The 26,875-nt window shown below is 69.6% G+C and carries 25 protein-coding genes, 1 tRNA gene and 1 riboswitch; of the genes, 22 read left to right on the forward strand and 4 right to left on the reverse strand.

Going from position 1 to position 26,875, the window contains the following annotated elements:
* The first annotated feature begins 2 nt into the window (after positions 1–2).
* From KIH31_RS14630 to ndk, 3 genes are read left to right on the forward strand one after another with little or no spacing between them, the layout of a single operon-like run.
* Complete coding sequence (locus KIH31_RS14630; protein WP_214427866.1) at positions 3–1,364, forward strand: folylpolyglutamate synthase/dihydrofolate synthase family protein; 1,362 nt, start codon at positions 3–5, stop codon at positions 1,362–1,364.
* 4 nt (positions 1,365–1,368) lie between these two features.
* Entirely contained in the window at positions 1,369–1,806 is a 438-nt protein-coding gene (locus KIH31_RS14635) for a DUF4233 domain-containing protein (RefSeq protein WP_214427867.1), read from the forward strand.
* Positions 1,807–1,850: 44 nt separating this feature from the next.
* The gene (ndk, locus tag KIH31_RS14640) at positions 1,851–2,267 is read left to right on the forward strand and encodes a nucleoside-diphosphate kinase (protein WP_214427868.1); all 417 of its coding nucleotides are present in this window, start codon (positions 1,851–1,853) and stop codon (positions 2,265–2,267) included.
* An 81-nt stretch (positions 2,268–2,348) separates the two neighbouring features.
* Here the strand turns inward: ndk and KIH31_RS14645 are convergent, their stop codons facing one another.
* A complete protein-coding gene (locus tag KIH31_RS14645; RefSeq protein ID WP_214427869.1) occupies positions 2,349–3,002 on the reverse strand; it encodes a vitamin K epoxide reductase family protein in 654 nt (217 codons plus the stop codon).
* A gap of 453 nt (positions 3,003–3,455) precedes the next feature.
* Between KIH31_RS14645 and KIH31_RS14650 the strand changes: the two genes are divergently transcribed.
* The 16 genes from KIH31_RS14650 (at position 3,456) to KIH31_RS14725 (ending at position 19,539) form a co-directional block, all read left to right on the forward strand.
* On the forward strand, positions 3,456–6,431 hold the full coding sequence (locus tag KIH31_RS14650) for an Rne/Rng family ribonuclease (RefSeq protein WP_214427870.1): 2,976 nt from the start codon (positions 3,456–3,458) through the stop codon (positions 6,429–6,431).
* Between the two features lie 21 nt (positions 6,432–6,452).
* A riboswitch (TPP riboswitch) is annotated at positions 6,453–6,553 on the forward strand.
* A gap of 40 nt (positions 6,554–6,593) precedes the next feature.
* A complete protein-coding gene (locus KIH31_RS14655) occupies positions 6,594–8,075 on the forward strand; it encodes a bifunctional hydroxymethylpyrimidine kinase/phosphomethylpyrimidine kinase (RefSeq protein ID WP_214427871.1) in 1,482 nt (493 codons plus the stop codon).
* A gap of 282 nt (positions 8,076–8,357) precedes the next feature.
* Positions 8,358–8,666: a 50S ribosomal protein L21 gene (gene rplU, locus KIH31_RS14660; RefSeq protein WP_214427921.1), complete on the forward strand. Its 309-nt coding sequence runs from the start codon at positions 8,358–8,360 to the stop codon at positions 8,664–8,666.
* A 52-nt stretch (positions 8,667–8,718) separates the two neighbouring features.
* The gene (rpmA, locus tag KIH31_RS14665; RefSeq protein ID WP_021470683.1) at positions 8,719–8,982 is read left to right on the forward strand and encodes a 50S ribosomal protein L27; all 264 of its coding nucleotides are present in this window, start codon (positions 8,719–8,721) and stop codon (positions 8,980–8,982) included.
* A 100-nt stretch (positions 8,983–9,082) separates the two neighbouring features.
* On the forward strand, positions 9,083–10,684 hold the full coding sequence (gene obgE / locus KIH31_RS14670) for a GTPase ObgE (RefSeq protein ID WP_214427872.1): 1,602 nt from the start codon (positions 9,083–9,085) through the stop codon (positions 10,682–10,684).
* A complete protein-coding gene (proB, locus tag KIH31_RS14675; protein ID WP_214427873.1) occupies positions 10,671–11,825 on the forward strand; it encodes a glutamate 5-kinase in 1,155 nt (384 codons plus the stop codon). Before obgE ends, proB begins: the two co-directional genes overlap by 14 nt.
* A 9-nt stretch (positions 11,826–11,834) precedes the next feature.
* Positions 11,835–13,172, forward strand: coding sequence for a glutamate-5-semialdehyde dehydrogenase (locus tag KIH31_RS14680; protein ID WP_214427874.1), 1,338 nt, complete (start codon positions 11,835–11,837; stop codon positions 13,170–13,172).
* A gap of 106 nt (positions 13,173–13,278) precedes the next feature.
* Positions 13,279–13,518, forward strand: coding sequence for a hypothetical protein (locus KIH31_RS14685; protein ID WP_214427875.1), 240 nt, complete (start codon positions 13,279–13,281; stop codon positions 13,516–13,518).
* A 4-nt stretch (positions 13,519–13,522) separates the two neighbouring features.
* On the forward strand, positions 13,523–14,200 hold the full coding sequence (gene nadD, locus KIH31_RS14690; protein ID WP_307857663.1) for a nicotinate-nucleotide adenylyltransferase: 678 nt from the start codon (positions 13,523–13,525) through the stop codon (positions 14,198–14,200).
* A 7-nt stretch (positions 14,201–14,207) separates the two neighbouring features.
* Complete coding sequence (locus KIH31_RS14695) at positions 14,208–15,878, forward strand: hypothetical protein (protein ID WP_214427876.1); 1,671 nt, start codon at positions 14,208–14,210, stop codon at positions 15,876–15,878.
* A gap of 20 nt (positions 15,879–15,898) precedes the next feature.
* Positions 15,899–16,297 carry a ribosome silencing factor gene (gene rsfS / locus KIH31_RS14700; RefSeq protein ID WP_214427877.1) on the forward strand — a complete coding sequence of 133 codons (399 nt, stop codon included), beginning with the start codon at positions 15,899–15,901 and terminating at the stop codon, positions 16,295–16,297.
* Complete coding sequence (locus tag KIH31_RS14705; protein ID WP_214427878.1) at positions 16,294–16,980, forward strand: histidine phosphatase family protein; 687 nt, start codon at positions 16,294–16,296, stop codon at positions 16,978–16,980. The genes rsfS and KIH31_RS14705 overlap by 4 nt, the downstream gene beginning before the upstream one ends.
* A gap of 120 nt (positions 16,981–17,100) precedes the next feature.
* Positions 17,101–17,173: transfer RNA gene (locus KIH31_RS14710), tRNA-Ala, on the forward strand.
* A gap of 206 nt (positions 17,174–17,379) precedes the next feature.
* Positions 17,380–17,961 carry a 2'-5' RNA ligase family protein gene (locus KIH31_RS14715; RefSeq protein WP_214427879.1) on the forward strand — a complete coding sequence of 194 codons (582 nt, stop codon included), beginning with the start codon at positions 17,380–17,382 and terminating at the stop codon, positions 17,959–17,961.
* A 51-nt stretch (positions 17,962–18,012) separates the two neighbouring features.
* Complete coding sequence (gene gluQRS / locus KIH31_RS14720; RefSeq protein ID WP_214427923.1) at positions 18,013–18,912, forward strand: tRNA glutamyl-Q(34) synthetase GluQRS; 900 nt, start codon at positions 18,013–18,015, stop codon at positions 18,910–18,912.
* Positions 18,913–18,948: 36 nt separating this feature from the next.
* Positions 18,949–19,539 carry a TMEM175 family protein gene (locus KIH31_RS14725; RefSeq protein WP_214427880.1) on the forward strand — a complete coding sequence of 197 codons (591 nt, stop codon included), beginning with the start codon at positions 18,949–18,951 and terminating at the stop codon, positions 19,537–19,539.
* On the opposite strand, the gene KIH31_RS14730 is transcribed toward KIH31_RS14725, so the two are convergent.
* Both KIH31_RS14730 and KIH31_RS14735 read right to left on the reverse strand, forming a co-directional pair.
* The gene (locus KIH31_RS14730; protein ID WP_214427881.1) at positions 19,514–20,401 is read right to left on the reverse strand and encodes an aminoglycoside phosphotransferase family protein; all 888 of its coding nucleotides are present in this window, start codon (positions 20,399–20,401) and stop codon (positions 19,514–19,516) included. The two genes, KIH31_RS14725 and KIH31_RS14730, sit on opposite strands and share 26 nt — an antisense overlap.
* The gene (locus KIH31_RS14735; protein ID WP_214427882.1) at positions 20,401–20,754 is read right to left on the reverse strand and encodes a VOC family protein; all 354 of its coding nucleotides are present in this window, start codon (positions 20,752–20,754) and stop codon (positions 20,401–20,403) included. The genes KIH31_RS14730 and KIH31_RS14735 overlap by 1 nt, the downstream gene beginning before the upstream one ends.
* Positions 20,755–20,899: 145 nt before the next feature.
* Here KIH31_RS14735 and KIH31_RS14740 point away from each other — a divergent pair, with 145 nt between their 5' ends.
* Positions 20,900–22,087 carry an ROK family transcriptional regulator gene (locus tag KIH31_RS14740; protein WP_214427924.1) on the forward strand — a complete coding sequence of 396 codons (1,188 nt, stop codon included), beginning with the start codon at positions 20,900–20,902 and terminating at the stop codon, positions 22,085–22,087.
* A gap of 10 nt (positions 22,088–22,097) precedes the next feature.
* Here KIH31_RS14740 and KIH31_RS14750 read toward each other — a convergent pair whose 3' ends face one another.
* On the reverse strand, positions 22,098–23,087 hold the full coding sequence (locus tag KIH31_RS14750) for a dienelactone hydrolase family protein (RefSeq protein WP_307857664.1): 990 nt from the start codon (positions 23,085–23,087) through the stop codon (positions 22,098–22,100).
* Positions 23,088–23,455: 368 nt separating this feature from the next.
* On the opposite strand from KIH31_RS14750, the gene KIH31_RS14755 reads away from it, so the two are divergent.
* Positions 23,456–24,418, forward strand: coding sequence for a methylenetetrahydrofolate reductase (locus KIH31_RS14755; RefSeq protein WP_214427883.1), 963 nt, complete (start codon positions 23,456–23,458; stop codon positions 24,416–24,418).
* Positions 24,419–24,447: 29 nt separating this feature from the next.
* The gene (metE, locus tag KIH31_RS14760) at positions 24,448–26,775 is read left to right on the forward strand and encodes a 5-methyltetrahydropteroyltriglutamate--homocysteine S-methyltransferase (RefSeq protein ID WP_214427884.1); all 2,328 of its coding nucleotides are present in this window, start codon (positions 24,448–24,450) and stop codon (positions 26,773–26,775) included.
* Positions 26,776–26,875: the final 100 nt, after the last annotated feature.

Below are 26,875 nucleotides of genomic sequence, written 5' to 3' on the forward strand. Positions count from 1 at the left end.
AGATGACCGCTGACGAATACTCGGTGGCGAGCGTGTACGCCGAACTGCTGGGCCGTGCCCCGGAGAACAAGATGGAGCCGCGGCTGGCCCCGCTGTTCCGGGCGATGGAAATCCTCGGCGAGCCCAACAAGGCCTTTCCGATCATTCACGTGACGGGAACGAACGGCAAGACCTCCACCGCCCGGATGATCGAGGCCGGGCTGCGCGCCCACGACCTGCGTACCGGGCGCTACACCAGCCCGCACCTGACGAAGGTCACCGAGCGCATCAGCATTGACGGGGAACCGGTCAGCGACGAGACGTTCGTGCGGATCTGGGATGAGATCCGGCCCTACCTGGAAATCGTCGACGGTGAACTCCTCGCCGACGGCGAGCCCCGGCTGACCTACTTCGAGTGCCTGACGATCCTGGGCTTCGCCGTCTTCGCGGACGAACCTGTCGATGTCGCCGTGATCGAGGTGGGCCTTGGCGGGATCACCGACGCCACCAATGTCGGCGACGGCGCGGTGAGCGTCATCACGCCGATCTCCCTGGACCACACCGAGCTGCTCGGCGACGACGTCGCGGACATCGCGGCGGAGAAGGCCGGGATCATCAAGCGCGGCGGGTTCCTGGTCAGTGCGGCCCAGCCGGTCGACGCCGCCCAGGTGCTCCTGGAGAAGGCCCGGGAACTGGAGGTGCCCTTCCGCTTCGAAGGAGTGGAATTCGGCGTCGAGTCGCGGGCCATCGCCGTCGGCGGCCAGATGATCACCGTGCAGGGTCTCGCCGGCCGGTACGAGGACCTGCTGCTGCCGCTGCACGGCGCCCACCAGGCCGAGAACGCCGCCGTGGCGGTGGCCGCGCTGGAGGCATTCCTGGGCGGGGGAGAGAAGGAACTGAACGTGGAGTTGCTGCACGCAGCCTTCGAACAGGTCACCTCGCCCGGCCGGCTCGAGGTGGTCCGCACGGCCCCGACCATCGTCGTCGACGCCGCGCACAACCCGGACGGGATCCGGGCCAGCGCCGAGGGGCTGCAGGAGGCGTTCTCGTTCAGCAAGCTGGTGGTGGTGATCGGCATCCTGCAGGAAAAGGACGCCGAGGCTATCCTGCGCCAGCTTCAGGAATCGCTCGGCGACCTCGCCGGCGACATCTGCTTCACACAGTCCACCTCCCCGCGCGCGGTGCCTGCGGAGGAGCTGGCCGAACTGGCCGTCGACCTGGGCTTCGGCGAGGAGAACGTGCACGCCGAGCCTGCCCTCGACGAGGCCATCGCCTGGGCGGTGGAGCGGGCCGAGTCCAACGAGGACCTGGCCGGAGGCGTGCTGGTCACCGGCTCGATCACCGTGGTGGCCGAGGCCCGCACGCTGCTCGGGAAGGGGGTGTGAACCAATGGCACGGCTGACCAAGGCCCAGCGTGACTGGCGCCCCGGCACCCCGAAGCGGCGGCGCTCCACGAGGGTCATGTTCACCTCCACAGTCCTGGGGCTGGAAGCATTCGTGGCGTTCTTCGCCACCCTTGTGGTCTTCGGCCAGCACACCGGAAACCTTCCCGGTGCCGTGACGCTCGTCGCTGGGCTCCTGCTCAGCGTCATCCTGGTCGCCTCCTGCGCGTTCATGGCCAAGCCCTGGGGCGTGCTGCTGGGCTGGATCCTGCAACTGGTGCTGATCTGCCTCGGGTTCGTGGAACCGATGATGTTCCTTGTCGGCGTGCTGTTCGCCGCGGCGTGGTGGTACGCGGTCAGGACCGGCCGGCGGATCGACAGGGAAGTCGCTGCCCGCGAGAAGGCCCAGGCCGAGTGGGAGCAGGCGCATCCCGGAAACGGGTAGCCTTGCAAGGGAAACCCGAGACCAAGACCAACCAAGGAGCAACTGTGAGCACCGAGCGCACCCTTGTCCTGATCAAGCCCGACGGCGTGGCCCGCAACCTCGCCGGACGGATCCTGGCCCGCATTGAAGCCAAGGGGTACACGCTGGCCGAGCTGAAGAAGGTCGATGCCACCCGCGAGCTGCTGGAGCAGCACTATGAGGAGCACGTCGGCAAGCCCTTCTACGAACCGCTGGTGGAGTTCATGCTCAGCGGCCCGGTGGTGGCTGCCGTCTTCGAAGGCGAGCGGGTGATCGAAGGCTTCCGTTCACTGGCCGGCACCACCGATCCGACCACCGCCGCTCCCGGCACCATCCGCGGCGACTTCGGTCGCGACTGGGGCCTGAAGGTCCAGCAGAACCTGGTGCACGGATCCGACTCGCCCGAGTCGGCCGCCCGTGAGATCGGGATCTGGTTCAGCTAGGCGCACCAAGACGCAGCAGGGGCGGCCACCCATCCGGTGGCCGCCCCTGCTGCGTCTTCAGGGCCCTGTCCGGGCCCGGCGTCAGGCCCCGACGAAAACGCTAATGAAGCGGAAGAAGACACTGGCGATCACGCCGACGTACAGCGCGCCGACGATGACCCAGGCCCACTCGGCCAGGAAGCGGGCCGGCGCCGGGGGCAGCGGGAGGACACCGTGGACGATGTTCCGCACGGTGGTCCACACGAACAGCGGGATCATCATCGCCCAGACGACGATGCAGTAGGGGCAGAGGATGCCGATCGCGTAAATGGCCTGCGACCACAGCCAGACAATCATCACCATGCCCAGGGTGACGCCGATCTGCAGGCCGATCCAGTACCAGCGCTTGAACGATGCCCCCGCGAGCAGCGCGGCTCCGGTGGTGATGATGACGGCGAACGCCGCAACGCCGATCAGGGGGTTCGGGAAGCCGAACAGTGCTGCCTGCCACGTCTTCATGACCTGGCCGCACGAGATCCACGGGTTCACGTCGCAGCTGGTGATGTGGTTCGGGTCCTTGTACAGCTCCAGGCGCTCCAGCACCAGCGCGCCGGCTGCCAGCCAGGACACAACACCGGTGACCAGCAGGATCCAGCCGAACGGCCTGTCCCGCGCAGCGGCCGGTATCTCGACGGCGGGGCGGCCGAGGACCGCGCCCTCCGGCTCGTGGGTTCCGGGCGCCTTGCTGCTGGCCATGACTGATCGCTTCCTTCGTCCGCGGATGATGCCGTTGCTGGGGCCGATTCTATCGGCAGAGCCCGGGGGCACGCTGGGTGCTGTCGGTCCGGGACGTGAGGACGTACCGTCAATCCCGCCGCACGTCAGCCCCGTGTGAGAGAATGATGTTGGCTGGAGGCCGATCCACATGCGGCCCCCGGTCCAGCGACACGTTTCACAGCTTGCTGGTGACGCATCGGGCCCGGACGGATCACGACGATCCGCGCAGGCCTTGGTATCCACCGCAGCCCGCCGCCAGAAGGTCCGGCGGCGAGAACCGTTGCCGCTGGCCTGCCTTGGTTGCTGCGCCCCTTGTCGGCGCGACTTGGCAGGAATGACGACGACTTCTGTCAACGCCCGCGGGTATTGACGACTAAGGCCCCCTCGGGCGCTGGATGTGGCGGCGCCGCCAGGGGTGGAGTGTACCTACATATGGATATCGAGCAGGAAAAAGACGTAGCCGAAGCTACCACCACTGAAACAAACCTCGAGAGTGCCCCCGCGGCGCCAAAGAAGGCAACCCGGAGCCGGCGCAAGACGGCCGCCGCCGAAGAGCCGGCCGCCGCAGAGCCGGCCGCCCTGGAGAGCGTAAGCAGCGCGGACAGTGCCGCCCCCGACGAGGTCCCGGCCGAGCCGGCCAAAGCCCCCCGCCGGAGCCGCTCCCGCAAGGCAACGGCTGCCGAAGGCGCCCCGGCGCCTGCGACCGCCGAAGCCGGGGACACCGCCACCGCGGCGCCGGCCGAGGTCCCGGAGCCTGCGGGGGAGGCAGCGGAACCCTCTGCCGCGGCCGTGAAGGCGCCCGCCCGCCGTCGTCGCTCCAGCGCCAAAGCACAGTCCGAGCCAGTGACGGCGCCGGAGGCCGCGCCCGAGGCCCCAGCCGAACCTGCCGCAACCGCCGCCAGCACCGAGCCGGCAGCAGCCCCGACGGAGCCGGCACGTGAAGCAGACGCGGAAGGTGCTGTTTCGCTGTCCCCGGTGTCCGTCCTCTTTCAGGCACCCGATCTGACAGCGCTCACCCGGCCGGTGGCCGTGGCCGCCGCCGAAGAGTCCGATGAGGAAGAGGAAGAGGAAGAGGGCGAGCAGGAGGAAGGCGGCCGGCGTCGGCGCCGCAGCCGTGGCCGCCGCAGCCGCAACCGTTCCGAGCGCGACCAGGGCGCCGAGGAGACCTCCGGATCCGAAGACGAAGGCACCGAGGCCGCCGGCGAGGACGCGGCCGAGGGCGAGGGTGTTGTCTCGCGCCGCCGCCGGCGCCGCCGCCGCGGGGACCAGGACCTGGAACTCACCGGCACCGATGAGGAGCCGAACACCGTGACCCGCGTCCGGGCACCGCGCACGCACGCGGACAGCTCGGCCACCCGGGTCGCGAGCGTGAAGGGTTCCACCCGCCTGGAAGCCAAGAAGCAGCGGCGCCGCGAGTCCCGCGAATCGGGCCGTCGCCGCCACGTGATCACCGAGGCCGAGTTCCTGGCCCGGCGCGAATCGGTGGACCGCACGATGGTGGTCCGCCAGCGTGATGACAGGATCCAGATCGGGGTCCTCGAGGACGGCATCCTGGCGGAGCACTTCGTCTCCAAGACCCAGCAGGACTCGCTGATCGGCAACGTCTACCTGGGCAAGGTGCAGAACGTGCTGCCGAGCATGGAAGCTGCGTTCGTGGATATCGGACGCGGACGCAACGCGGTCCTGTACGCCGGCGAAGTCAACTGGGACGCGGCCAAGCTCGACGGCGCCCCGCGCCGCATCGAGCACGCCCTCAAGTCCGGCGACTCGGTGCTGGTGCAGGTCACCAAGGACCCCGTGGGCCACAAGGGCGCCCGGCTGACCAGCCAGATCTCGCTGCCCGGCCGCTACCTGGTCTACGTGCCCGGCGGCTCGATGACGGGCATTTCCCGCAAGCTTCCCGACGTCGAACGCAACCGGCTGAAGCGGATCCTCAAGGACCGCCTCCCCGAGAACGCCGGGGTGATCGTCCGCACCGCGGCCGAAGGGGCCAGCGAGGAAGAACTCACGCACGACATCAACCGGCTGCGCGCGCAGTGGGAAGGCATCGAGAGCCAGGCCGGCTCCACCAAGGTGCTCGCCCCCGAGCTGCTCTACGGTGAGCCCGACCTGACCATCAAGGTCGTCCGCGACGTCTTCAACGAGGACTTCTCCAAGCTCATCGTCTCCGGCGACGAAGCGTGGGACACCATCGAGGCCTACGTGACCTACGTGGCGCCCGACCTGGTGGACCGGCTGGAGAAATGGACGTCCGAGGAGGACATCTTCGCGGCCCACCGGATCGACGAGCAGATCCACAAGGCGCTGGAACGCAAGGTGTTCCTGCCGTCGGGCGGTTCGCTGGTCATCGACCGCACCGAGGCCATGACAGTGGTGGACGTGAACACCGGCAAGTTCACCGGCAGCGGCGGCAACCTCGAAGAGACCGTCACCAAGAACAACCTGGAGGCTGCCGAGGAGGTTGTCCGCCAGCTGCGGCTGCGCGACATCGGCGGCATCATCGTGATCGACTTCATCGACATGGTGCTCGAGTCCAACCGCGACCTGGTGCTCCGGCGCCTGGTGGAGTGCCTGGGCCGGGACCGGACCAAGCACCAGGTTGCCGAAGTGACCTCGCTCGGCCTGGTCCAGATGACGCGCAAGCGGATGGGTACCGGGCTGCTGGAGGTCTTCGGTGAGCAGTGCGAGGCCTGCGCGGGACGCGGCGTCGTCACCCACGACGAGCCGGTCGAACACCGCCGCGCCCACACCGTGGCCGCCGAACATCACCAGCAGCGTACCGAGCAGCCCAAGTCGACCCGCGGGGAGAAGCGTCGCAGCCGCGGCCGCGGGCAGGCTCCCGCCGAGCAGGCGCCGGTCGAGGCACCGGTTGAGGTCGGCCGGCAGGCCAAGGCCGAAGCAACCCGTGCCGCCCTGGCCACCATCGCCGCGGCGGCCCACGCCGCGCACCGCGAGGAGGAACATGCCGGCGACACCGTGACTGTTCCCGTGTCAGCGGTCGCGGAGATCGCCGACGTCGCGGTGGAGGAGCATGCCAACGGAGCGGTGCTCACGATCGGCGGGGAAAAGGTCGTGCTGCCGTTCGCCGAGCACGCCCGTGAAGCCGCCCCTGAGGAAAAGCCGAAGCTGAGCCTGGACATCCTCACCTCGGCGTTCGACACGCTCGAGGAGAAGCACGACGAGGAGGTTGGCGCGGGCCGTGAGCGCGGCCGCCGCGGCCGGAGGCACCGCAGCGCAAGCCGCGCGCAGGGCGCCGCGAATGAGACCAGCGTCGAACAGCGCGAGGCTGCCGCTTCGGCCGACCACAGCCACGAGCACGTGGCGGCGCCGCCGGCGGCGGCGAAGGCCGAACCCCAGGGCGAAGCTCCGATCATCCTTGGGGTAGGGGTGCCGGCGTCGGACCTGTGAGCGGCATCCGCTAGGGTGTTAGTCAGTGACACGGGGTGCCTTCGCCGCTGGCGGGGCTGAGAACCAAACCCGTTGAACCTGAACTAGTTCGAACTAGCGGAGGGATGTCGCGGCGGGCGAACTGCCTGTGGTGCACCGCCGCGCGTCATTGGGAGCAGGCCCATGCGTTCCACCCCACGAGTCCTGAGCATCGCCGGCACCGACCCCACGGGCGGTGCCGGCATCCAGGCGGACCTGAAGAGCATCGCCGCCAACGGCGGGTACGGCATGGCTGTCGTGACGGCGTTGGTCGCGCAGAACACTCACGGAGTCCGGTCGGTGCACACGCCGCCGGTGTCCTTCCTCGCCGAGCAGCTCGAGGCGGTGAGCGACGACGTCGAGATCGACGCCGTGAAGATCGGCATGCTCGGGGATGCCGCCGTCATCGCCACCGTCGAGGCCTGGCTCGAGGCCGTCCGGCCGCCCGTCGTCGTGCTGGATCCCGTGATGGTGGCGACCAGCGGGGACCGGCTGCTCGAGCCGGCTGCCGAGGACGCGCTGCGATCCCTGCTCCGGCGTGCCGACTTGCTCACGCCCAATCTGCCCGAACTTGCCGTCCTGCTGGACGAACAGCGCGCGGACAGTTGGGACGAGGCGGTGGCGCAGGGCCTGCGCCTGTCGGACCGCACGGGCGCGGCCGTGCTGGTCAAGGGTGGCCATTTGGACGGCGCGGTGTGCCCGGACGCCCTGGTCAGGGCCGCCGGTGAGCCGGGGGAGCGGGTGGTGGAATTCTCCTCCCGCCGGATTGAAACCCGGAACACCCACGGCACCGGTTGCTCTCTGTCCTCCGCCATGGCGACCGTGCAGGTGCTCACCGGCGACTGGGCCGAATCGCTGCAGCGGGTCAAGGACTGGATGCAGGGAGCGCTGGCCCGCGCCGACGAACTCCAGGTCGGCACCGGTCACGGCCCTATCCACCACTTCGCGAACCTCCTTCAGCACCAGCCGCCGCAGGGCAATGACTTCAGCCGGCAGTTGTGGGATGACATCGCGGACCTGCGTGAGGGCATTTTCGGGCTGCCGTTCGTCAAGGCGCTCGGCGACGGCACCCTCGATGAGCGGAAGTTCTCCTACTACCTTGCCCAGGACGCCCGGTACCTCAACGGGTACTCTCGGGTCCTGGCCCGCGCCAGCGCCCTTGCCCCTACCGAGGAAGAGCAGCTGTTCTGGGCGAACTCGGCCCAGGTGTGCCTGCAGGTCGAGGCCGAGCTGCACCGAAGCTGGCTGCAGCAGCACCCGGCGGAATCCGAGCTAGGCCCGGTCACCAAGGCCTACCTTGACCACCTGGCGTCCGTGGCCGGGTCGGGCAGCTATGCCGTGCTGACGGCCGCCGTGCTGCCCTGCTACTGGCTGTATTCGGATGTGGGGGAGAACCTCCACGCAGCCTTCCTGGCCGGACGCGATGCCGCCACGCACCCCTACGCAGCGTGGCTTCAAACGTATGCCGACGAGGCCTTCGCCGCGTCCACGCGGACAGCGGTCGGCTTCACCGACCGGGCCGCCCGGGTGGCGGGAGCCGCCGAGCGGGAGGCGATGCGCACGGTGTTCCGTCAGTCCTCGCGCTACGAACTGGAGTTTTTCGACGCGCCGGAGCGGCATGCATGAGTAGTGGCCCCGGCGGCGACTATGATGGATGGCGTGCTGACGTGGCGCGGATGAGAGGGCACCTGCTCCTATCAGTTTCCGCGCGGCGCCGCTAGTGTCATTTGCAGCCGAGGGCCGGTCTAGCGTAGTCTGGATCCTCGGTGCTTACGCCAACACTGGGCAATTCCTTCCATACGGGGCCCGCGGCGTTGAGGCACAGCGAGAACCGGAAATCTGCCCATCCAGGGCGTTGATGGTTCCCCACGCAAACTTTGTAAAACGTCGAGAGAAGTGAGTTCCCAAGTGGTGTACGCGATTGTCCGCGCAGGCGGCCGCCAAGAGAAGGTTTCCGTTGGAGACTTCGTTACCCTGAACCGCGTCGCCGGTGGAGCCGGCAGCACCATTGAGCTGCCCGCACTCCTTCTGGTTGACGGCGAGAAGATCACCTCGGCCGCGAAGGACCTGGCCAAGGTAAAGGTCGAGGCGGAGATCCTTGAGGATCTGCGCGGGCCGAAGATCGTCATTCAGAAGTTCAAGAACAAGACCGGTTACAAGAAGCGCCAGGGCCACCGCCAGGAGCTGACCAAGGTCAAGATCACCTCGATCGCCTAAGGCGATCGAAGGATTTCCCGGTTCCCCACACTAAAAAGGCAGGCATCAAGAGATGGCACACAAGAAGGGCGCGAGCTCCACTCGCAACGGTCGTGACTCCAACGCACAGCGTCTGGGCGTGAAGCGTTTCGGCGGTCAGGTTGTTTCCGCCGGCGAGATCATCGTCCGCCAGCGCGGCACCCACTTCCACCCGGGCGCCGGTGTCGGCCGCGGTGGCGACGACACGCTGTTCGCCCTGGAGGCCGGCGCTGTTGAGTTCGGCACCCGCCGCGGACGCCGCGTCGTGAACATCGTCGCAGCGGCAGCAGCCGAGTAGTCATTAGCTTCACCTGGTGGGGCGGGCCTTCGGGTCCGTCCCACTTGTTGTTTTAACACCACTAAACTGATTTTGCATTTCACATTCCAAGGAGACCTCCGTGGCAAGCTTTGTTGACCGGGTAGTTCTGCACGTTTCGGGCGGGACCGGCGGCCATGGCTGCGTTTCCATCAAGCGGGAGAAGTTCAAGCCGCTCGGCGGCCCCGACGGCGGCAACGGGGGCAACGGCGGCGACGTCATCCTCCGGGTGGACTCCCAGACGACCACCCTGCTCTCCTACCACCACGCGCCGCACCGCCACGCCACCAACGGCGAAGGCGGCAAGGGGGACATGCGGCACGGCAAGAACGGGGAGACCCTGGTGCTGCCGGTGCCCTCGGGCACGGTGGTGAAGTCCCCCAGCGGAGAGGTGCTGGCGGACCTGGTCGGCGAAGGCACCGAGTTCGTGGCCGCTGCCGGCGGCCAGGGCGGTCTGGGCAACGCGGCGCTCTCCTCGCAGAAGCGCAAGGCGCCGGGCTTCGCCCTGCTGGGCATCCCCGGGGACGCCCGCGACATTGTGCTCGAATTGAAGAGCATCGCCGACGTCGCTCTGGTGGGCTTCCCGTCGGCCGGCAAGTCGAGCCTGATTGCGGCCATGTCCGCCGCCCGCCCCAAGATCGCCGACTACCCGTTCACCACCCTGGTGCCGAACCTCGGCGTCGTGCAGGCCGGCGACGTGCGCTTCACGATCGCCGACGTCCCCGGCCTGATCCCGGGCGCAAGCCAGGGCAAGGGCCTGGGCCTGGAGTTCCTGCGCCACGTCGAGCGCTGCGCCGTCCTGGTGCATGTGCTCGACTGCGCCACGCTCGAGCCCGGCCGTGACCCGATCAGTGACCTCGAGGCAATCGAGGCGGAACTGGCGGCCTATTCCGTGGACTCAAGTTTCGCCGGGAGCGACGGCCAGGCCGTGCCGTTGAACGAGCGGCCGCGGCTCGTGGCACTGAACAAGATCGATGTGCCCGAGGCGGAGGAGCTCGCCGACTTCGTGCGCCCGGAGCTGGAGGAGCGCGGCTACCGCGTGTTCGAGATTTCGGCCGTCAGCCATGAAGGCCTGCGGCAGCTCAGCTTCGCGATGGCCGAGATCGTCGCCGGCGCCCGTGCCGCGCGTGAAGCAGAGCCGGCGCCGCAGCGGATCGTGCTGCGGCCCAAGGCCGTCAACGCCGCGGGGTTCCGGATCCGGCGCGAGGAAAAGAACTTGGAGCCGCTGTTCCGCGTGCTCGGCGAAAAGCCGGTCCGCTGGGTGCAGCAGACCGACTTCACGAACGACGAGGCCGTCGGTTACCTCGCGGACCGGCTCGCGAAGCTCGGCGTGGAAGAGCAGCTGTTCAAGAGCGGAGCCGTCCCGGGGGACACCGTCGTGATCGGCGAGGGCGACGGCGTCGTCTTCGACTGGGAGCCGACCATGATGGGCGGCGCCGAGCTGCTGGCCTCCCCGCGCGGCACCGACCTGCGCCTGGAGGAATTCACCCGGCCCACGCGCGGACAGAAGCGCGAGGAATACCAAGAGCGCAAGGACGCCAAGTCGGCGGCCCGCGCGGAGCTCGAGGCAGAGCGCAAGGCCGGCATCTGGACCGAATCTGTCAGCGGCCGCCGCCAGCAGCCGGTGAAGCAGGCCGACAGGGAGGGCGTGGACAGGGAGGACAGCGCCGGTGACGAGCTCTAGCACCGCCCCCGCGGCCCGCAAGCAGCCGATCGCGGACCGCGCCGGCCTGGCCACGGCCGGCAGGATCGTGGTCAAGGTCGGCTCCTCGTCCCTGACTTCCCTTGCGGGCGGGATCTCCGAACAGGCGCTTGTCGACCTGGTGGACGCCCTCGCGGAGCGCCGCAACCAGGGCACCGAGATCATCCTCGTCTCCTCCGGCGCCATCGCGGCAGGGCTCGCGCCGCTCGGCCTCGAACGCCGTCCCCGGGACCTCGCGACCCAGCAGGCGGCGGCCGCCGTGGGGCAGGGGCTGCTGATCGCCCGGTACACCCAGGCTTTCGCCGCCCACGGCGTGACCGTGAGCCAGGTCCTGCTCACCGCGCAGGATCTGATGCGGCGGACGCACTACGCGAACGCGCACCGGGCGCTGTCCCGTCTGCTCAACCTCGGCGTCGTGCCCATTGTGAACGAAAACGACACGGTGGCCACCCACGAAATCCGCTTCGGCGACAACGACCGGCTGGCTGCGCTGGTGGCCCACATGGCCAAGGCCGACGCCCTCGTGCTGCTCTCCGACGTGGACTCGCTGTACGACGGGCCGCCCAAGGCCGGAGCCCGGCGCATACCGCACGTGGCCGGGCCAGAGGACCTCGAAGGCATCGAGATCGGCAGGACCGGCAAAGCCGGCGTGGGCACCGGCGGAATGGTCACCAAGGTCGACGCCGCGAGCATCGCGGCGGGTTCGGGGATTCCCGCCCTCGTCACATCGACGCCGCAGGCCGTGCAGGCCTTGGCGGGGGAGGACGTCGGGACCTTCTTTGGCGCAGTCGGCTCCAACAAGCCGATCCGGCTGCTCTGGCTGGCGCATTCGGCCAACGTCCGCGGGCGGCTGGTGCTCGACGACGGCGCCGTCGCGGCCGTGAAGCACCGGCGCCGCTCGCTGCTGCCGGCCGGCATCGTGATGGTGAAGGGATCCTTTGAGGCCGGCGATCCGGTGGAGCTGGTGGACCGCAGCGGCGAGGTGATTGCCCGCGGCCTGGTCAACTACAAGTCGCGCGAGCTGCCGAAGATGCTGGGCCGGTCCACCAAGGAACTGGCCCGGACCCTGGGCAGGGAGTTCGAGCGCGAGGTCGTGCATGTGGACGATTTGGTCCTCGTCTAGACTTGAGGGATGACTCTTCCCGCAACTGAGAATGCTTTCGGCGGCTCTGCGACGGGCGGCACGGACCAGCGGCTGGAGACCGCCGAGGGCGGTCTTGCCGCGGCCGTGTACGGCATCGCTGACCGCGCCCGCCTGGCCTCCAGGGCTCTTGGCCGGGCGAACCGTTCGCACAAGGACCGCGTGCTGCGGAAGATCGCCGACGAACTCCTGGCCCACCAGGACGAGCTGCTGGCCGCCAACCAGCGCGACGTCGACGCCGGCCAGGCCAACGGCACGAGCGCCGCGCTGCTGGACCGCCTCACGCTGACCCCGCAGCGGGTCCAGGGACTGGTCGCCGCGCTGGAGAACCTCGCCGGTCTGCCGGACCCGGTCGGCAACGTGGTGCGCGGACAGACGCTGCCCAACGGGCTGCGCCTGCGGCAGATCAATGTGCCCCTCGGTGTCGTCGCCGCCATCTACGAGGCCCGCCCGAACGTGACGGTGGACATCGCCGGCCTCGCCCTCAAGAGCGGCAACGCCGCCATCCTGCGCGGCGGCAGCGCCGCGGCCAACACGAACGAGGCGCTGATCGGCCTGATCCGCGGTGCGCTGGAGGCCGAGGGCCTGCCGGCTGACGCCGCCCAGACTATCGATGCCTACGGCCGTGAGGGCGCCAACGTCCTGATGCGCGCCCGCGGCCGCGTCGACGTCCTCATTCCGCGCGGCGGCCGTGACCTCATCCAGACGGTCGTGAACAACTCCTCGGTGCCGGTCATCGAGACCGGGGAGGGCAACGTGCACATCTTCCTCGATGAGTCCGCGGACCAGCAGATGGCGATTGACGTCCTGCTCAACGCCAAGACCCAGCGGCCCAGTGTGTGCAACACCGTCGAGACGCTCCTGGTGCACTCCCGCTCCACCGTCCTGCCCGGTGTGCTCTCGGCGCTGGCCGCTGCGGGTGTGCGGCTGCACGCGGACCCCGCGGTGCTGGGATTGTTGCCGGCCGGAGTGACCGGCGTGCCGGCTACGGATGCCGACTGGGCCACCGAGTACATGGACCTGGACCTGGCCGTGCGCACGGTGGACTCGTTGGAGGAGGCCCTTGAGCACATCCGCACGTACTCCACCGGGCACACGGAAGCCATCCTCACCAACGACCTGGCCAACGCCGAGCGATTCATCGCCGAGATCGACTCGGCCGCCGTCGTCGTGAACGCTTCCACCCGGTTCATCGACGGCGGAGAGCTGGGCCTGGGGGCCGAAGTGGGTATCTCCACGCAGAAGCTGCACGCCCGCGGGCCCATGGGCCTCGCGGAGCTCACCACGACCAAATGGGTCGTCCAGGGCGAAGGCCAGGTGCGCGCCTGAGCGGCGAAGTGCCGGCCGCATGGGGCGACCACGTAACATAGGACCAGATAAAGATGTAGTCCGGCAGCCGCCGGATTGAAAACTGTAATACCCGGAGGGGATAGGAATGCTGACACCGTTCTTCAGTGCGGTCGTTGCCGCGAGCCAGGCCGAGGAAAAAGCGCCGACGATCGCGCCGCCGTTCGTGATCGGCGGGACCATCTTCGTGGTGCTGCTGGTGCTCATGTTCGTCACCGTCTCCTACACCAACCTCGGCAACCGGCACGAGCCGGTGGAGGAGCACGCGGACCCGCACCGTGCGCACCCGAACAAGCACGACCGCGGCCAGGCGCAGGCCCATTCCTAAGCAGGTGCCGGCTGCCGAAGCGGCCTCCGCCAACGGGGGCCGCCGCTTCCGCCTCGGCGTCATGGGCGGAACCTTCGACCCGATCCATCACGGCCACCTGGTCGCGGCGAGCGAGGTGGCCGCCGTGTTCGGCCTGGACGAAGTGGTCTTCGTCCCGACGGGCCAGCCCTGGCAGAAAGCCAAGCAGGAGGTCACCGAAGCCGAGCACCGGTACCTGATGACAGTGATCGCGACGGCCTCCAATCCGCGCTTCACGGTCAGCCGCGTTGACATCGACCGGCCCGGACCGACGTTCACCATCGACACGCTGCGTGATCTTCGGCGGATGCGCCCGGACGCGGACCTGTACTTCATCACCGGCGCTGACGCCATGGCGCAGATCCTTTCCTGGAAGGACGTGGAGGAGCTGTGGTCCCTGGCGCACTTCATCGGCGTCACGCGGCCCGGACACGTTCTGCATAATCTGGGTCGCTCTGACGTAAGTTTGTTGGAGGTGCCCGCGATGGCCATCTCCTCCACCGACTGCCGGCGGCGGGTCGCCGAGGCCAATCCGGTCTGGTATCTGGTGCCCGACGGCGTGGTGCAGTACATCGCGAAGTACCGGCTGTACCGGGGCCCGGCAGAAATCCGCGGGTCCGGACGTTTGCAGGAATTGACAGTAAGAGAAGCCAACACCGAGTGAGTTACGCATGAGCAAGGAACAGGAGCCGATCCGCAGCCGGAGGGAACTACGGCAAGCGCGGGACGCTCAGCAGCGGCAGGGAGACGGGGCTTACCCCTCCGTGCCGCACCTTCCTGCCCCCAGCCAGGCAGGCGATGGCACAGGGGCAGCATCAGCCGCCCCCTCTGACCGGCCTCCCGCCGAAGCCGGCGCGGCCGCCGAAGGCCAGGCGGAACGCTCCTCGCAGGCCCGGGCACGCGACCGTGCGGCCCTGCGGGCCATGAAGGAGCTCGCCGAGAAGGAGGGGCAGCTCAACAACGGCGGCTCGTTGCCGTCCCGCCGCGCGCTCCGCCAGCAGCAGGTAGAGGCCAACCGCGCACCCATTACCTCCTTCATCCCTGTTGTGCCAATGCCCACCAGTCCGCCGGACACTCCATTCGGGAACCTGCCGAAGGCCGCGCCCGCCGACGAGCCGGACACCAAGCCGGCCAGCGCCCCGGCCAGCAAGCCGGCAGGGGAGAGCCGGCGTCCTGCGGAACAGGCGTCCTCCGTGCCTGTTACCTCTGCCAAGCCGGGCGCTGCCGCGGCGCCGGGTGCGAGTGCCGCGCCGGCTGCTTCCAAGGACCAGGGCGCGAAGGTCCAGGGCGGCCGCCGGGACCGCCGCGCCAGGGCGCGCGAGCTGGCAGAGCAGCAGGCCGCGGCCCAGGAGCAGGCGGAGCTGGCAGCGATGACTCCGGAGCAGGCGGACGCAGCGCGTGACCTGCTCATGGAGCAGGCCAAGAACCAGATCGCCATGATGGACGCGTCCGCGCAAAAGGACCCCACGGCGGTGGACCTGAAGATCCTCGCCGAACAGACGGCGCTGGCCGAGCGTGCCGCCGTGCTGAACCGCCGGGCCGAAGCCAAGCAGCGGCTTGCGGAGGAACACGCGGCGAGCAAGCCGTCCCGGTACGACCCGACCGCTGCCCATAACCTCGCGATGGTGACCCCCCTGGAGTTCATCCGCGTGCCCGGGGTGGACCAGCCGATCCTGCGGCCGCCGTCGACCTCCCACGTGCCCGTCGTGACCTCGGCGACCTCGCGCCTGCGCCCCGCCGCCAAGCCGAAGCAGGGCGAGCGCCGGCCGGCGGACGCACCCGAAACGAAGGCCACGCCAGTGCAACCGGCGCCCCCGGCTGCACGGACCGCGGCCCCCTCCGCGCCCGTCCGGCCGCAGCCCCCGCGCCAGCAACCGGCTCCCCGCCCGGCGCCCGCGCCGCCGCGCGCGTCCGCACCGGCCGCATCGACGCCGGCTGCGCCGGCCCGTCCGAAGCAGCAGCCGCCGGCGCGTCCCGCCGCGCCTGCACGTCCTGCCGCGCCTGCCACCGAGGCGATGCCGCAGACCAGCCGCGACCGGGAAGTGAGCTACGAGCTGCAGGACAGTCGCTCGCGCGTGCTGGCCCGGGCCGAGGCCGTCGCACGGTCGCGCAAATCCGGCATCGCCCGGCCGCCGGTCGTGCCGGAAAACCTGCACGAGGAGCAGACCAAACTGCCGCCGCTGCCAGCGGGCAGCGCCCACGGCCTCGAACCGCTTGACGCGGCCACAGCCGGTTTGGACCGGGTGCGCCGCAACAGGCTGATGCAGCTTGCCGTGCTGGCCGTCGGCGCGGTCGCGCTGGTAGCCGGATTGATCATGATTATCAGTGGCTTGGGCCACTGAACCACCACACTAGGAGAGCAGTGACCGCCACAGAGTCAGCCGTCGCGATCGCACGGGCAGCCGCCCGTGCCGCCGCGGACAAAATCGCCAAGGACATCGTCGCCTTGGACGTCAGCGACAAACTTCCGCTCACGGACATCTTCGTCATCGCGTCCGCGCCGAGCGAGCGCCAGGTCAACGCCATCGTCGATGGTATCGAGGAAGAACTGATCAAGCTCGACCTCCGCCCGGTGCGCCGCGAGGGCCGGTCCGAGGGACGTTGGGTGCTGCTCGACTACGCCGAGGTCATCATCCACGTCCAGCACGAGGAGGACAGGGTCTTCTACGCCCTCGAGCGTCTCTGGAAGGACTGCCCGGCTGTCGATCTGCAGCTTGAGACCAAGGACGCCCCCGCCGGCAGCGGCGCCGCGGCTGAATGACGGCCGCCGCTTCCCTCGGTGGCTCCCGGCGCCGCCGCAAAGTAGTTTTCTGGCGGCACGGGCGCACCTCCTGGAACTCGGCCGGACGCTTCCAAGGCCAGGAAGACATTGCCCTGGACGAGGTCGGCCGGCAGCAGGCCGCCTCCGCCGCCGCGCTGCTGGCAGCGATCGGGCCGACGCGCATCATCTCTTCCGACTTGGAGCGCGCCCGGCACACGGCCGAGGCGCTCGCCCGGGTGACCGGGCTGCCCGTGGCCGAGGATCCGCGCCTGCGGGAGACCCACGCCGGCGCGTGGCAGGGCATGACCTTCGCTGAGATCAACGCCACCTACCCGGATGAAGCCGCGTCCTGGTCCTCCGGGGCCGTCCATGTGCGCCCCGGCGGCGGCGAGAGCCGGCTCGAGGTCTCGGAGCGGATGTCCGCTGCCGTGCTGGAGGCCGCTTCGGGCCTTGACGACGGCGGCACCCTCGTCGTCGCCACCCACGGCGGCGCCGCCCGGGTCGGGATCGCGAGCCTGCTCGGGTTGCCGCACGACCACTGGGGCGTGCTCTCCGGCTTGGCGAACTGCAACTGGTCCCTGCTGGAGGAGACGGACGGGGCGGAGAACCCGCTGGTGAACTGGCGGCTGACCGAACACAACGCGGGGACCCTGCCGCAGCCGGTCACGGTCCAGGAGGGCTGAACCCGGCCGTTTTGCAAAGTGCACGATTCTTTGCATAGAATATTCAAGTTGCTTCGGAGCGGATCGGAAACGAAAAGCTGAAGGAACAAACCGAAAAATCAGCGGATTTTTGCTGGAAACGGGGCTGTGGCGCAGCTGGTAGCGCACCTGCATGGCATGCAGGGGGTCAGGGGTTCGAGTCCCCTCAGCTCCACTCGAAAGAGTGAAAAATGAACACCTCGGTCTGCGGACCGGGGTGTTTTTGTTTGCCCCGGGCCCGCCGCATCCGCCCGAGGAGGAGAAACTGCTCGGATCGGGCCCTTCGCGCGTGAGGCACCCGTTTTTCCTCCCCGGGCGAAGTTCCGGCCCCCCGTCCGCCGGGTCTGGCCGGTGCGCCTCCGGGGCTGGCAGGATGAGGCCATGGACAGCCTGGAATTGCTGCTCGACGACGACGCCGAGGCGGACCTGCGCGAGGACTGGGAGCATCTCATCGACGCGGGTCTGCCCAGTTCCGGGCGGCACGCCGGAGCCAGCAACCGGCCGCACATCACCCTGGTCGCCGCGCCCTCCCTGGCCCCCGTGACGGTCCCGGACCTCGACGAGCGCGTGGCGGCCGCCGTCGCCGGCCTGGGGGAGCCTCTGGGCCAGGCGTTGGAGACCGCGGGCCTGCTCATTTTCGGTCCGCCGCGCGGGACCTACGTGCTCTGCCGGCAGATCATCCCGACCCGGGAGCTGCTGGAGCTGCAGCGCCTGGTCCACGAGAGCGTCCAGCCGGTACCGGGGCAGTCGCCGCAGACCTTCCCGGACCTGTGGACCCCGCACCTGACGCTGGGGCGGAAGCTGACGGGCCACCAGCTGGCGCGGGCGTTGCCGGTGCTGCCCAAGCGCCAGGTGCGCGGGCGTGCCGTCGGTTTGCGGCGCTGGGACTCGACCGCGCGGACGGTGCGGCTGCTCGCCCCGGTCCTCGAAGCGGATCCCGCGGCTGTTCCCGGCGCTGGCTAAGGTGGATTCGTGCATCAGAGTCCTCCCACACCCGCGGCCCCGAGCGCGGCCCTGACTCCCGCGGGCCGTTTTGCGCCCAGCCCGTCCGGCGAGCTGCATGTGGGCAACCTCCGCACCGCGATGCTGGCCTGGCTGTTCGCGCGCAGCACAGGCCGCCGGTTCCTGCTCCGCATCGAAGACCTCGACCGCGCGCGGGCCGGCGCGGAGCAGGCCCAGCTGGCAGACCTCGCAGCCATCGGCCTCGACTGGGACGGCGACGTCGTGCGCCAGTCGGAGCGCACGCCGGTGTACGAGGCCGCCATCGAATCGCTCCGCTCGGCGGGGCTGGTGTACGAGTGCTTCTGCACCCGCCGCGAGATCCTTGAAGCACCCAGTGCGCCGCACGCCCCGCAGGGCGCCTATCCCGGCACCTGCCGGACCCTCTCGCAGGACGAACGGGCCGAGCGCCGCCGGCACCGGCCGGCTGCGCTGCGGCTGCGGGCCGGCGTCACCACCTTCACCATGCGGGACATGCTGCACGGAGACTTCACCGGCACAGTCGATGACATGGTGCTGCGCCGCAACGACAGGGTTCCCGCCTACAACCTGGCCGTTGTCGTCGACGACGCCGCCCAAGGAGTCGACCAGGTGGTCCGCGGGGACGACCTGCTCGCCTCCACTCCCCGGCAGGCCTACCTGGCCACGCTGCTTGGCCTGCCGCTGCCCGAGTACGCGCATGTCCCGCTGGTGCTCAACCACGAACGGCGGCGGCTGGCGAAGAGGGACGGCGCGGTAACGCTCGCCGCCCTGGCCGAGCGCGGGGTGGACGCCGCCACGGTCACCGACCGGATCCTCGCGTCGCTGGACCTGCCTGCCGGCGGCCTGCGCCACGCCCTGGCAGGCTTCGACCCGGCCGCACTCCCGAAAGATGCCTGGATCTACGACCGCGCAGTGATGGAGGCGGCGCAGTGATGGGGATGGGGGCTGCACAGTGAAGGGGGCGCTGCGGTGAACAAGAACCGGCTGGAGACCTTCAGCGACGGCGTGCTGGCCATTGTCATCACCATCATGGTGCTCGGACTGCGCACCCCGGATGAACCGACGTGGCACGGGCTCCTCGCCGTCCTGCCAACGTTCCTGAGTTATCTGCTCAGCTTCGTCTACGTCGGGATCTACTGGAACAACCACCACCACATGATCCACCTGGCCGACAGGGTCAATGGGGGCATCCTCTGGGCGAACCTGCACCTGCTCTTCTGGCTCTCCCTCTTCCCGTTCAGCACGCGCTGGATGGACGACTCCGGTTTCAGGCAGGTGCCCGTGCTGGTCTACGGGATCAACCTGCTCTGCGCCGCGGTCGCCTACTTCATCCTGGAGCGGCTGCTCATCCGCCAGCAGGGGCCGGACGGCGACCTGGCCCAGGCTCTCGGCCGGGACTGGAAGGGGAAGGCTTCGCCGCTGATCTACGTTGCAGGGCTGGCGCTGTGCTTCGTGCATCCGCTGCTGGGCGTCGCCGCCTACACTGTCGTCGCCCTGATCTGGCTGGTGCCGGACCGGCGTGTGGAGCACTTCCTCAGTCGTCCCCCAGCACCTCGCTGAGCGCGTGCACGCCGATGGCGCGGAGCACCGGTTCATCGGCCGAATGCGCAGCCAGCGCCGAGGCCATGCACAGTGCCCACCCCCGCGCCCGCAGCCAGGTGTCCTCATCCACCGGCCCCGCCGCTTCCACGGTCTGCCTGAAGATCCGCCGGCCGGCCGCGTCGAAGGTCAGCCAGGCGGTGGCGAGGTCCGTGGCGGGATCACCGGCCGTCAGGTCGCCGAAATCCAGCACCGCCGCGAGTTTGCCGTCCTGCAGCAGGATGTTGGCAGGGTGCAGGTCCCCGTGCAGCCAGAGGGCGGGGCCGTCCCAGACAGGGACGGCGCTCAGCTTCGTCCACAGCGCCTCCAGTTCACGTTCCCGCGGCACGTCCAGCCCGGCCTCGAGCCGGCCCCGGACCGCGGCGTCACGGGTGGCCAGCGGCACGCCGCGAACGGGGTTGGCCGGGGCTTCGGGGCCCGCCGGCCGGTGAATGTCGGTCACGAACCGGGCCAGCGAGCGCGCGCACTCCCGCTCCGCCGGGGACACCCGCGCCGCGGGAACCCCGTCCAGCCATGCGGTGATGCTCCAGGGCCACGGGAAGCCCGGGCCGGGGCGTCCGTTGTGCACCGGGACCGGGAGAGGCACGGCGGTGTGCGCCGCGTACAGGGGCAGGAAACGCTGCTCGTTCGCGACCAAGTGTGCCGCGACCTCCCTGCGCGGCAGCCGCGCCACGAATCCGGCGCCGACGCGGTAGATCACGTTGTCCCAGCCGGCAGCGAACTCGGTGACCGGTTCACCGGCAAGCGCCGGGTACTGCTCGCTAATCAGGGCGGCCGCCAATTCGGCCGTAACAGGGATGTCAGCCGCGGGTTTAGCCGGCATCAGCGGGCGAGGTCGGAGGCGACGACGACGAGGTGCCCGTCCGGGTCCCGGACGACAGCGGTGCGTTCGCCCCACTCCTGGTCCGCGGGAGCATCGACCAGTTCGCCGCCGGCGTCGGTCATCGCCGCCACGGCGCTGTCCACGTCCTCGACCAGGAAGCCAGGCGTCACCCCGGCCAGGCTGGGGTTGGACGGCCGTTCGTGCAGCAGGACTTCCGTGCCGCCCCCGGGAGGGGTGAGGTGGGCCAGCCGCGGGGCCCGTTCCTTCAGCAGCAGCCCCATCGCGTCGGTGTAGAAGGGCAGCGAACGTTCCAGCGACCTGACCGAAATAATGACCCTGCGCATACTCGCCATATTGTGTCCTTCGTCATATAACGTTGTGCCCACGACTTTACTCCGGGTCGCCCTCGGGGGTCCTCGAGGATCGAGTGACGGAAGGGGTGGTCATGTGGACGATCCGTCGTCCTCCGCGCCGCGCCGGGGGACCAATCTGCCCCGGATGGGGGACTTCAACCTGACGGTCATTCTCGACGCCGTGCGCAGGGCCCCGGAGGGCCTCAGCCGCGTCGAACTCGCCCAGCTGGTGGGCCTGTCCCCGCAGACGGTGTCCAACATTTCCCGGCGCCTGCTGGACCAGAAGCTCATCGTCGAGGCCGGCAAGGCGAGCAGCGGGCCCGGCAAGCCACGCACCATCCTCCGCCTGAATCCGTCCGGGCTCTACGCCCTCGGGGTCCATCTGGATCCGGCGCTGACCACGACGGTCCTGCTGAACATCGTCGGCGACGTCGTCGAGCACTCGGTGGTGCCGACGCCGCCCAGCCATGCTCCCGGCGAAGTGGTCGCGGCGATCGCCACCGAGGTCGAGCGCCTGGTCGATGCCTCCGGGGTGCCGCCGGAGAAGATCGCGGGCCTCGGCGTCGCCGCCCCCGGACCGATCGACGCCAAGGAAGGAACCGTGGTCGGGCCGCCGCTGCTGAAGGACTGGCACCGGGTGCCGCTGCGGGACAGCCTGGCGCAGGCCACAGGCCTGCCGGTGACGATGGACAAGGACGTCACGGCCGCCGCCGTCGCCGAACTCTGGACCGGTACGCCGGGCGCGGACAGCTTCATCTTCATCTACCTGGGCACCGGCATCGGCTGCAGCGTGGTGCTGAACAACGAGGTCGTGCGGGGCGTGTCCGGCAACGCCGGCGAAATCGGCCACATCATCGTCGACCCGGACGGCCCGCCGTGCACGTGCGGGCTGCGGGGCTGCGTCGCAGTGGCGTGCACAGCGCGGGACCTGGTTGCCCGCGCGGTCGAATCCGGGGTCCTCGAAGCGGCCGGGGAAGGCGGGGACCTGGCCCGGCTCGAAGAGTTGTGCCGGCTGGCGGAGGAGGGCAATGCGGACGCGGCGCGGATCGTCGACGGGTCCGCCGCCTGCGTGGCGAAGGCCGCTTCCGTCGTGGCAAGCGCGGTGGACGTGGACCGCATTGTGTTCGGCGGCCCGTTCTGGAACCCGGTGTCAGCGCGTTATCTGCGGCAGGTCCCGGACCACCTCAACCGTTTCAGCGTGGTCAAGGGCATCCACGGCTACAGCGTGGCAGGCACGGGTGTGGGGAACGACGTCGGCGCGGTCGGGGCCGCGTGCCTTGTCCTCGACGACGCCCTGGGTGCGCGCGCGGAGCGGCTGCTCCTGGCGCGCTGAGGCCGGTGCGTCAGTCGACGCCTTCGACGACCTGGCCGAAGGGAATTTTGTCGTCGAGGTGCGCCTGGACACCGCCGGGGATGAGCGCGATGTGGATGCCGTGAAGCTTTTCCGCGGCGGATTGCATCATCACCGGCCGGACCGTGTCGACGAATGCCTGGTCTTTGCCGGCCAGGTACTGCTGGTAGCTGCTGGGAAGCTCAATCATCGCCCCAGAATAACCCGCTCCGGCCGAGTCGGTAAGGTCCGTGCCATTTGTCGGTCCGCCCAGATGCTCCTTGAACCACGCGTCGATCCGGCGCCAGGCATCGGCGGCGGACGCCGGCTCGGGCCCGACGCCCATGACCCGGGACATCAGCGGCCGCAGCAGCCGCGGGCCGGTGCTTTCCGGATTGAGGAAGCTGTGGCCCGCTTCCGGGTAGAGCTTGACGTCGTGCGGAATCCGGTGGGCCGCCAGCGCACTCTCCAGCTTGGTGGCCGCCCCGGAGAGAGCACGGTCCTTGCCGCCGTAGCTGGCCACGACGGGGCACGCTCCGTCCAGCGCCCGGTCGAGGTCCTTGGGCAGGCCGCCGTAGTTCACCGACGCCGCGTCGAACCCGCGGGAGGCGGCAAGCAAGGCGAACCCGCCGCCCATGCAGAACCCGATGACACCGACCGAGCCGGTGCAGTCCGCGCGCCGCAGCAGCTGGCGCCGGCTGGCCTCGATGTCCGCAAAAGCTCGTCCCTCACCGGCCGAGAGGGCACGGAAGGTGGCAACCAGGCAGCGGCGAACCCCGCCGGCGCTGAACAGATCCGGCATCAGGACAACGTAGCCCGCGGAGGCCATGCGCTCGACCTGCCGCCGCATGACATCGTCAATGCCGAAAGCTTCGTGGACCATCACCACCCCCGGCCACGGCCCCTCGCCTTCGGGAACCGCGAGCACCCCGTACAGCCCGGAGGAGCGTCCGGGAACCTCCTCGGTGATGAGCACATCGTTGACAGACTCCACTGCGGCCATGGCGTTCTTCCCTTCGGGTGTGCGCGGCTTCGGTGGAAGCGCCGTCGCTGCCTGCCGCCATTCTTGCAGCCGGCTCTGTAAAAGAGCGTCTCATTTGCGTCATGGGTTGCGGACCAGCGCAGCCCATCCGTAGAGTTCAGGACAAGTTACCGACGTAACGTGTCAGCGATCCTCTGCTTCAGAGGGTGTGGGTGCCCCCATGTGGGCCTGACATTTGCACACAGGGACCCTTCAGGAACGCGGCCGCGTCCGTGGAGGTATTTCCGCTGTGTCTCCCCAACTAAAAGCAACGCCCGCCGGGGCCTCCGCACTGAGCCATCTGTGCGTGGGAGCTGCGGCGGCGATGACTCACAGCCAAGGTAGAGCAAATGTCACCACCAAGCCTTATTCCCTCCTACCCGGAACCGTCCGTCAGCGCCCCGGTGGCGCTGAGCTATGAGCTCTTTCCGCCCCGCAATGAGGTGGCTGAACAGACGCTCTGGCGGACCATCCACGAACTCGAAAGCACGCAGCCGGACTACGTCTCGGTCACCTACGGTGCCAGCGGCTCCAACCGCGACACCGCCCTGACCCTGCTCAACCGCCTGCTCACCGAAACCAGCCTCCGGCCGCTGGCGCACCTGACCTGCGTCGGCAACACCGCCGAGGAACTGGCGGGGATCATCTCCGAACTGCTCGACCACGGTGTCCGCGGGATCCTGGCGCTGCGCGGGGACGCCCCCCGGGACGGCGGTGCGGGCGCAGGCCCCGGCACCCTGCGGTATGCACAGGATCTGGTGGAGCTCATCAGGCGGGTGGAGCAGCGCCGCTCGGCGCTGCTCGCCGCAGGACGGGTGGCCATCGGCGTGGCCGCCTACCCGTCGAAGCATCCCGAGTCGCCCAGCGAGGAACACGACGTCGAGGTGCTCCTGGCCAAGCAGCGCTCCGGTGCGGACTTTGCCATCACGCAGGTGTTCTTCGACCCTTCCCGCTACGCGGACCTGGTGCTGCGGGCCAGGCGTTCGGGCGTCACCATCCCGATCATCCCCGGGGTCATGCCGCTGACCAGCCCCCGCCGGCTGACCCGGCTGGCGGAACTCAGCGGTGTCCAGCCCGACGTCAAACTGCTGGACCGGCTGAACCGGGCCGCGGACGACGTCGAACGGCGCCGCATCGGCGTGCAGGCCACTGTTGACCTCGCCAACGGTGCCCTCGACGCCGGGGCACCCGGCATCCACCTCTACACCTTCAACGAACACGGGTGCGCCCTGGACGTCCTGGAGAAGCTGCAGCTGGTCCGCCCGCAGCGCAGCCGCCAGACGCCCGAAGCGCCGCGCACCCTCGTCAGCTAATTTTCCGTACCTAGATTCAAGGACACATCATGACTGCACAGACCCCCTTCCCCTCTGCCTCCCTGCTCGGCTACCCGCGCATCGGCCGCCGCCGCGAGCTGAAGAAGGCCGTCGAAGCCTTCTGGGCCGGCCGGACCGACGCGGCCGCGCTTGAAGCCACCGCCCGCGAGATCCGCCTCGGCACCGCCCGGCGGCTGCAGGATCTCGGGCTGACCGAACCCGCGGCCGTGCCCGGCACCTTCTCCTACTACGACCAGGTGCTGGACGTCGCGGCCCATGTCGGTGCGGTGCCGGCGCGCTTTGGCAACCTGCTCGACGGCGAGGGCCGGCTGGGACTGGACGGCTACTTCACCCTCGCCCGCGGCAGCAAGGACCAGCAGCCGCTGGAGATGACCAAGTGGTTCGACACCAACTACCACTACCTCGTGCCCGAGATCGGCCCCGAAACCGACTTCTCCCTGACTTCGGAGCGGATCGTCGAGGAATTCAGCGAAGCCCGCTCCGCAGGCATTGAAACCCGCCCCTACCTGGTCGGCCCGGTCACCTTCCTGCTGCTGAGCAAGCCCTCCGACGAGGCGCCGGCCGGCTTCGAACCGCTCTCCCGCCTTGAGGACCTGCTGCCGGTCTACGTCGAGCTGCTCGGCAAGCTGGCCGAGGCGGGCGCCGGCTGGGTCCAGCTGGACGAACCGGCCCTCGTGGTGGAGCAGGACCTTGACGCCGCGGCACTGCAGGCCGCCGTCGAGCGCTCCTACCAGGTGCTGGCCGCCGCCGGCTCCCGGCCCCGGATCCTGGTGTCCACCCCGTACGGCGCGCTCGGTGACCTGCTGCCGACTCTCGCAGCCTCCAGCATCGACGCGCTGCATCTGGACTTGTTCAAGGGCGCCGTTCCTTCCGCCGACCAGCTCGCCGCGCTGGAGGGTAAGACCCTCGTCGCCGGCGTGGTGGACGGGCACAACATCTGGCGCAACGACCTGCAGGCCTCGGCGAACAAGCTGGCGGAGCTGCGCCGGAGCGTGCCGTCCCTGGCCGTGTCCACCTCGACGTCGACGCAGCACGTGCCGCACGACGTCGACGAGGAGACCAAGCTCTCCGAGCAGCTGCGCAGCTGGCTCGCCTTCGCGGACCAGAAGGCCGTCGAGGTCGCGACCCTGGCCAAGGCCTTGCAGGACCCGGCCGCCGTGCAGGCCGAGCTGGACAAGGCCAGCGCCGTCATCGCCTCCCGTGCCTCCGCCGCGGGCGTCCGCCGGGCCGAGGTCCGCGAGCGCACCGCCGCGCTGACCGCCGCGGACTTTGCCCGCGAGGACTTCGCCGTGCGCCAGGCCGCGCAGGACGCAGCCCTGGCCCTGCCGCCGCTGCCGACGACGACGATCGGGTCCTTCCCGCAGACCAGCGACGTCCGCCTGGCCCGGGCCCGCGCCAACCGCGGCGAGCTCACTGCCGCGCAGTACGAGCAGCTGATGAAGGACGAGATCAAGCGGGTCGTTGACCTGCAGGAAGAGCTCGGTTTCGATGTGCTGGTGCACGGAGAGCCCGAGCGCAACGACATGGTGCAGTACTTCGCTGAGAACCTCGACGGTTTCGACGTGACCGAGCACGGCTGGGTCCAGTCCTACGGCTCGCGCTGCACCCGCCCGTCGATCCTCTGGGGGGACGTAACCCGTCCGGCGCCGATCACCGTGGCCTGGGCGGAGTATGCCCAGTCGCTGACCAGCAAGCCGCTCAAGGGCATGCTCACCGGGCCGGTGACGATTCTCGCGTGGAGCTTCGTGCGCGATGACCAGCCGCTGGGGGAGACCGCGAACCAGGTGGCGCTGGCCCTGCGCGACGAGATCGCCGACCTCGAAGCCGCGGGCATCAAGGTCATCCAGGTCGACGAGCCGGCGCTGCGCGAGCTGCTGCCGCTGCGCAAGGCGGACCAGCCGGCGTACCTGGACTGGTCGGTGAACTCCTTCCGCCTGGCGACGGCGGGAGCGGCGTCAGGTACTCAGATCCACACCCACCTGTGCTACTCCGAGTTCGGCGCCATCATCGACGCAATCGACGGCCTGGACGCGGACGTGACCAGCATCGAGGCCGCCCGGTCCCGCATGGAGGTCGTCAACGACCTTGAAAGCCACGGCTTCGGCCGCGGCGTCGGTCCGGGCGTGTACGACATCCACTCGCCGCGCGTGCCCGCCCAGCGTGAGGTCCGCGAACTGCTCGAGACCGCCGTCGCGCACGTTCCGGCACGCCAGCTGTGGGTCAACCCGGACTGCGGGCTGAAGACCCGCGGCTACGAGGAGACCGTCGAGTCGCTGCGCAACCTCGTCGAGGCGACCAAGGAGGTCCGCGCCGCGCTCGTCGCGGACGCCCGCTAGCCCCCGGCGCAGAGCCCCGACCCCCGGCGCGAACGGCCAGTTGCGGCGACCTTCTCCGACGAGAGGTCGCCGCAGCTGGCCGTTCGGCGTTGCGGCGGGA

It is taken from the genome of Paenarthrobacter sp. DKR-5 (assembly GCF_018531425.1).
Taxonomy (GTDB): domain Bacteria; phylum Actinomycetota; class Actinomycetes; order Actinomycetales; family Micrococcaceae; genus DKR-5.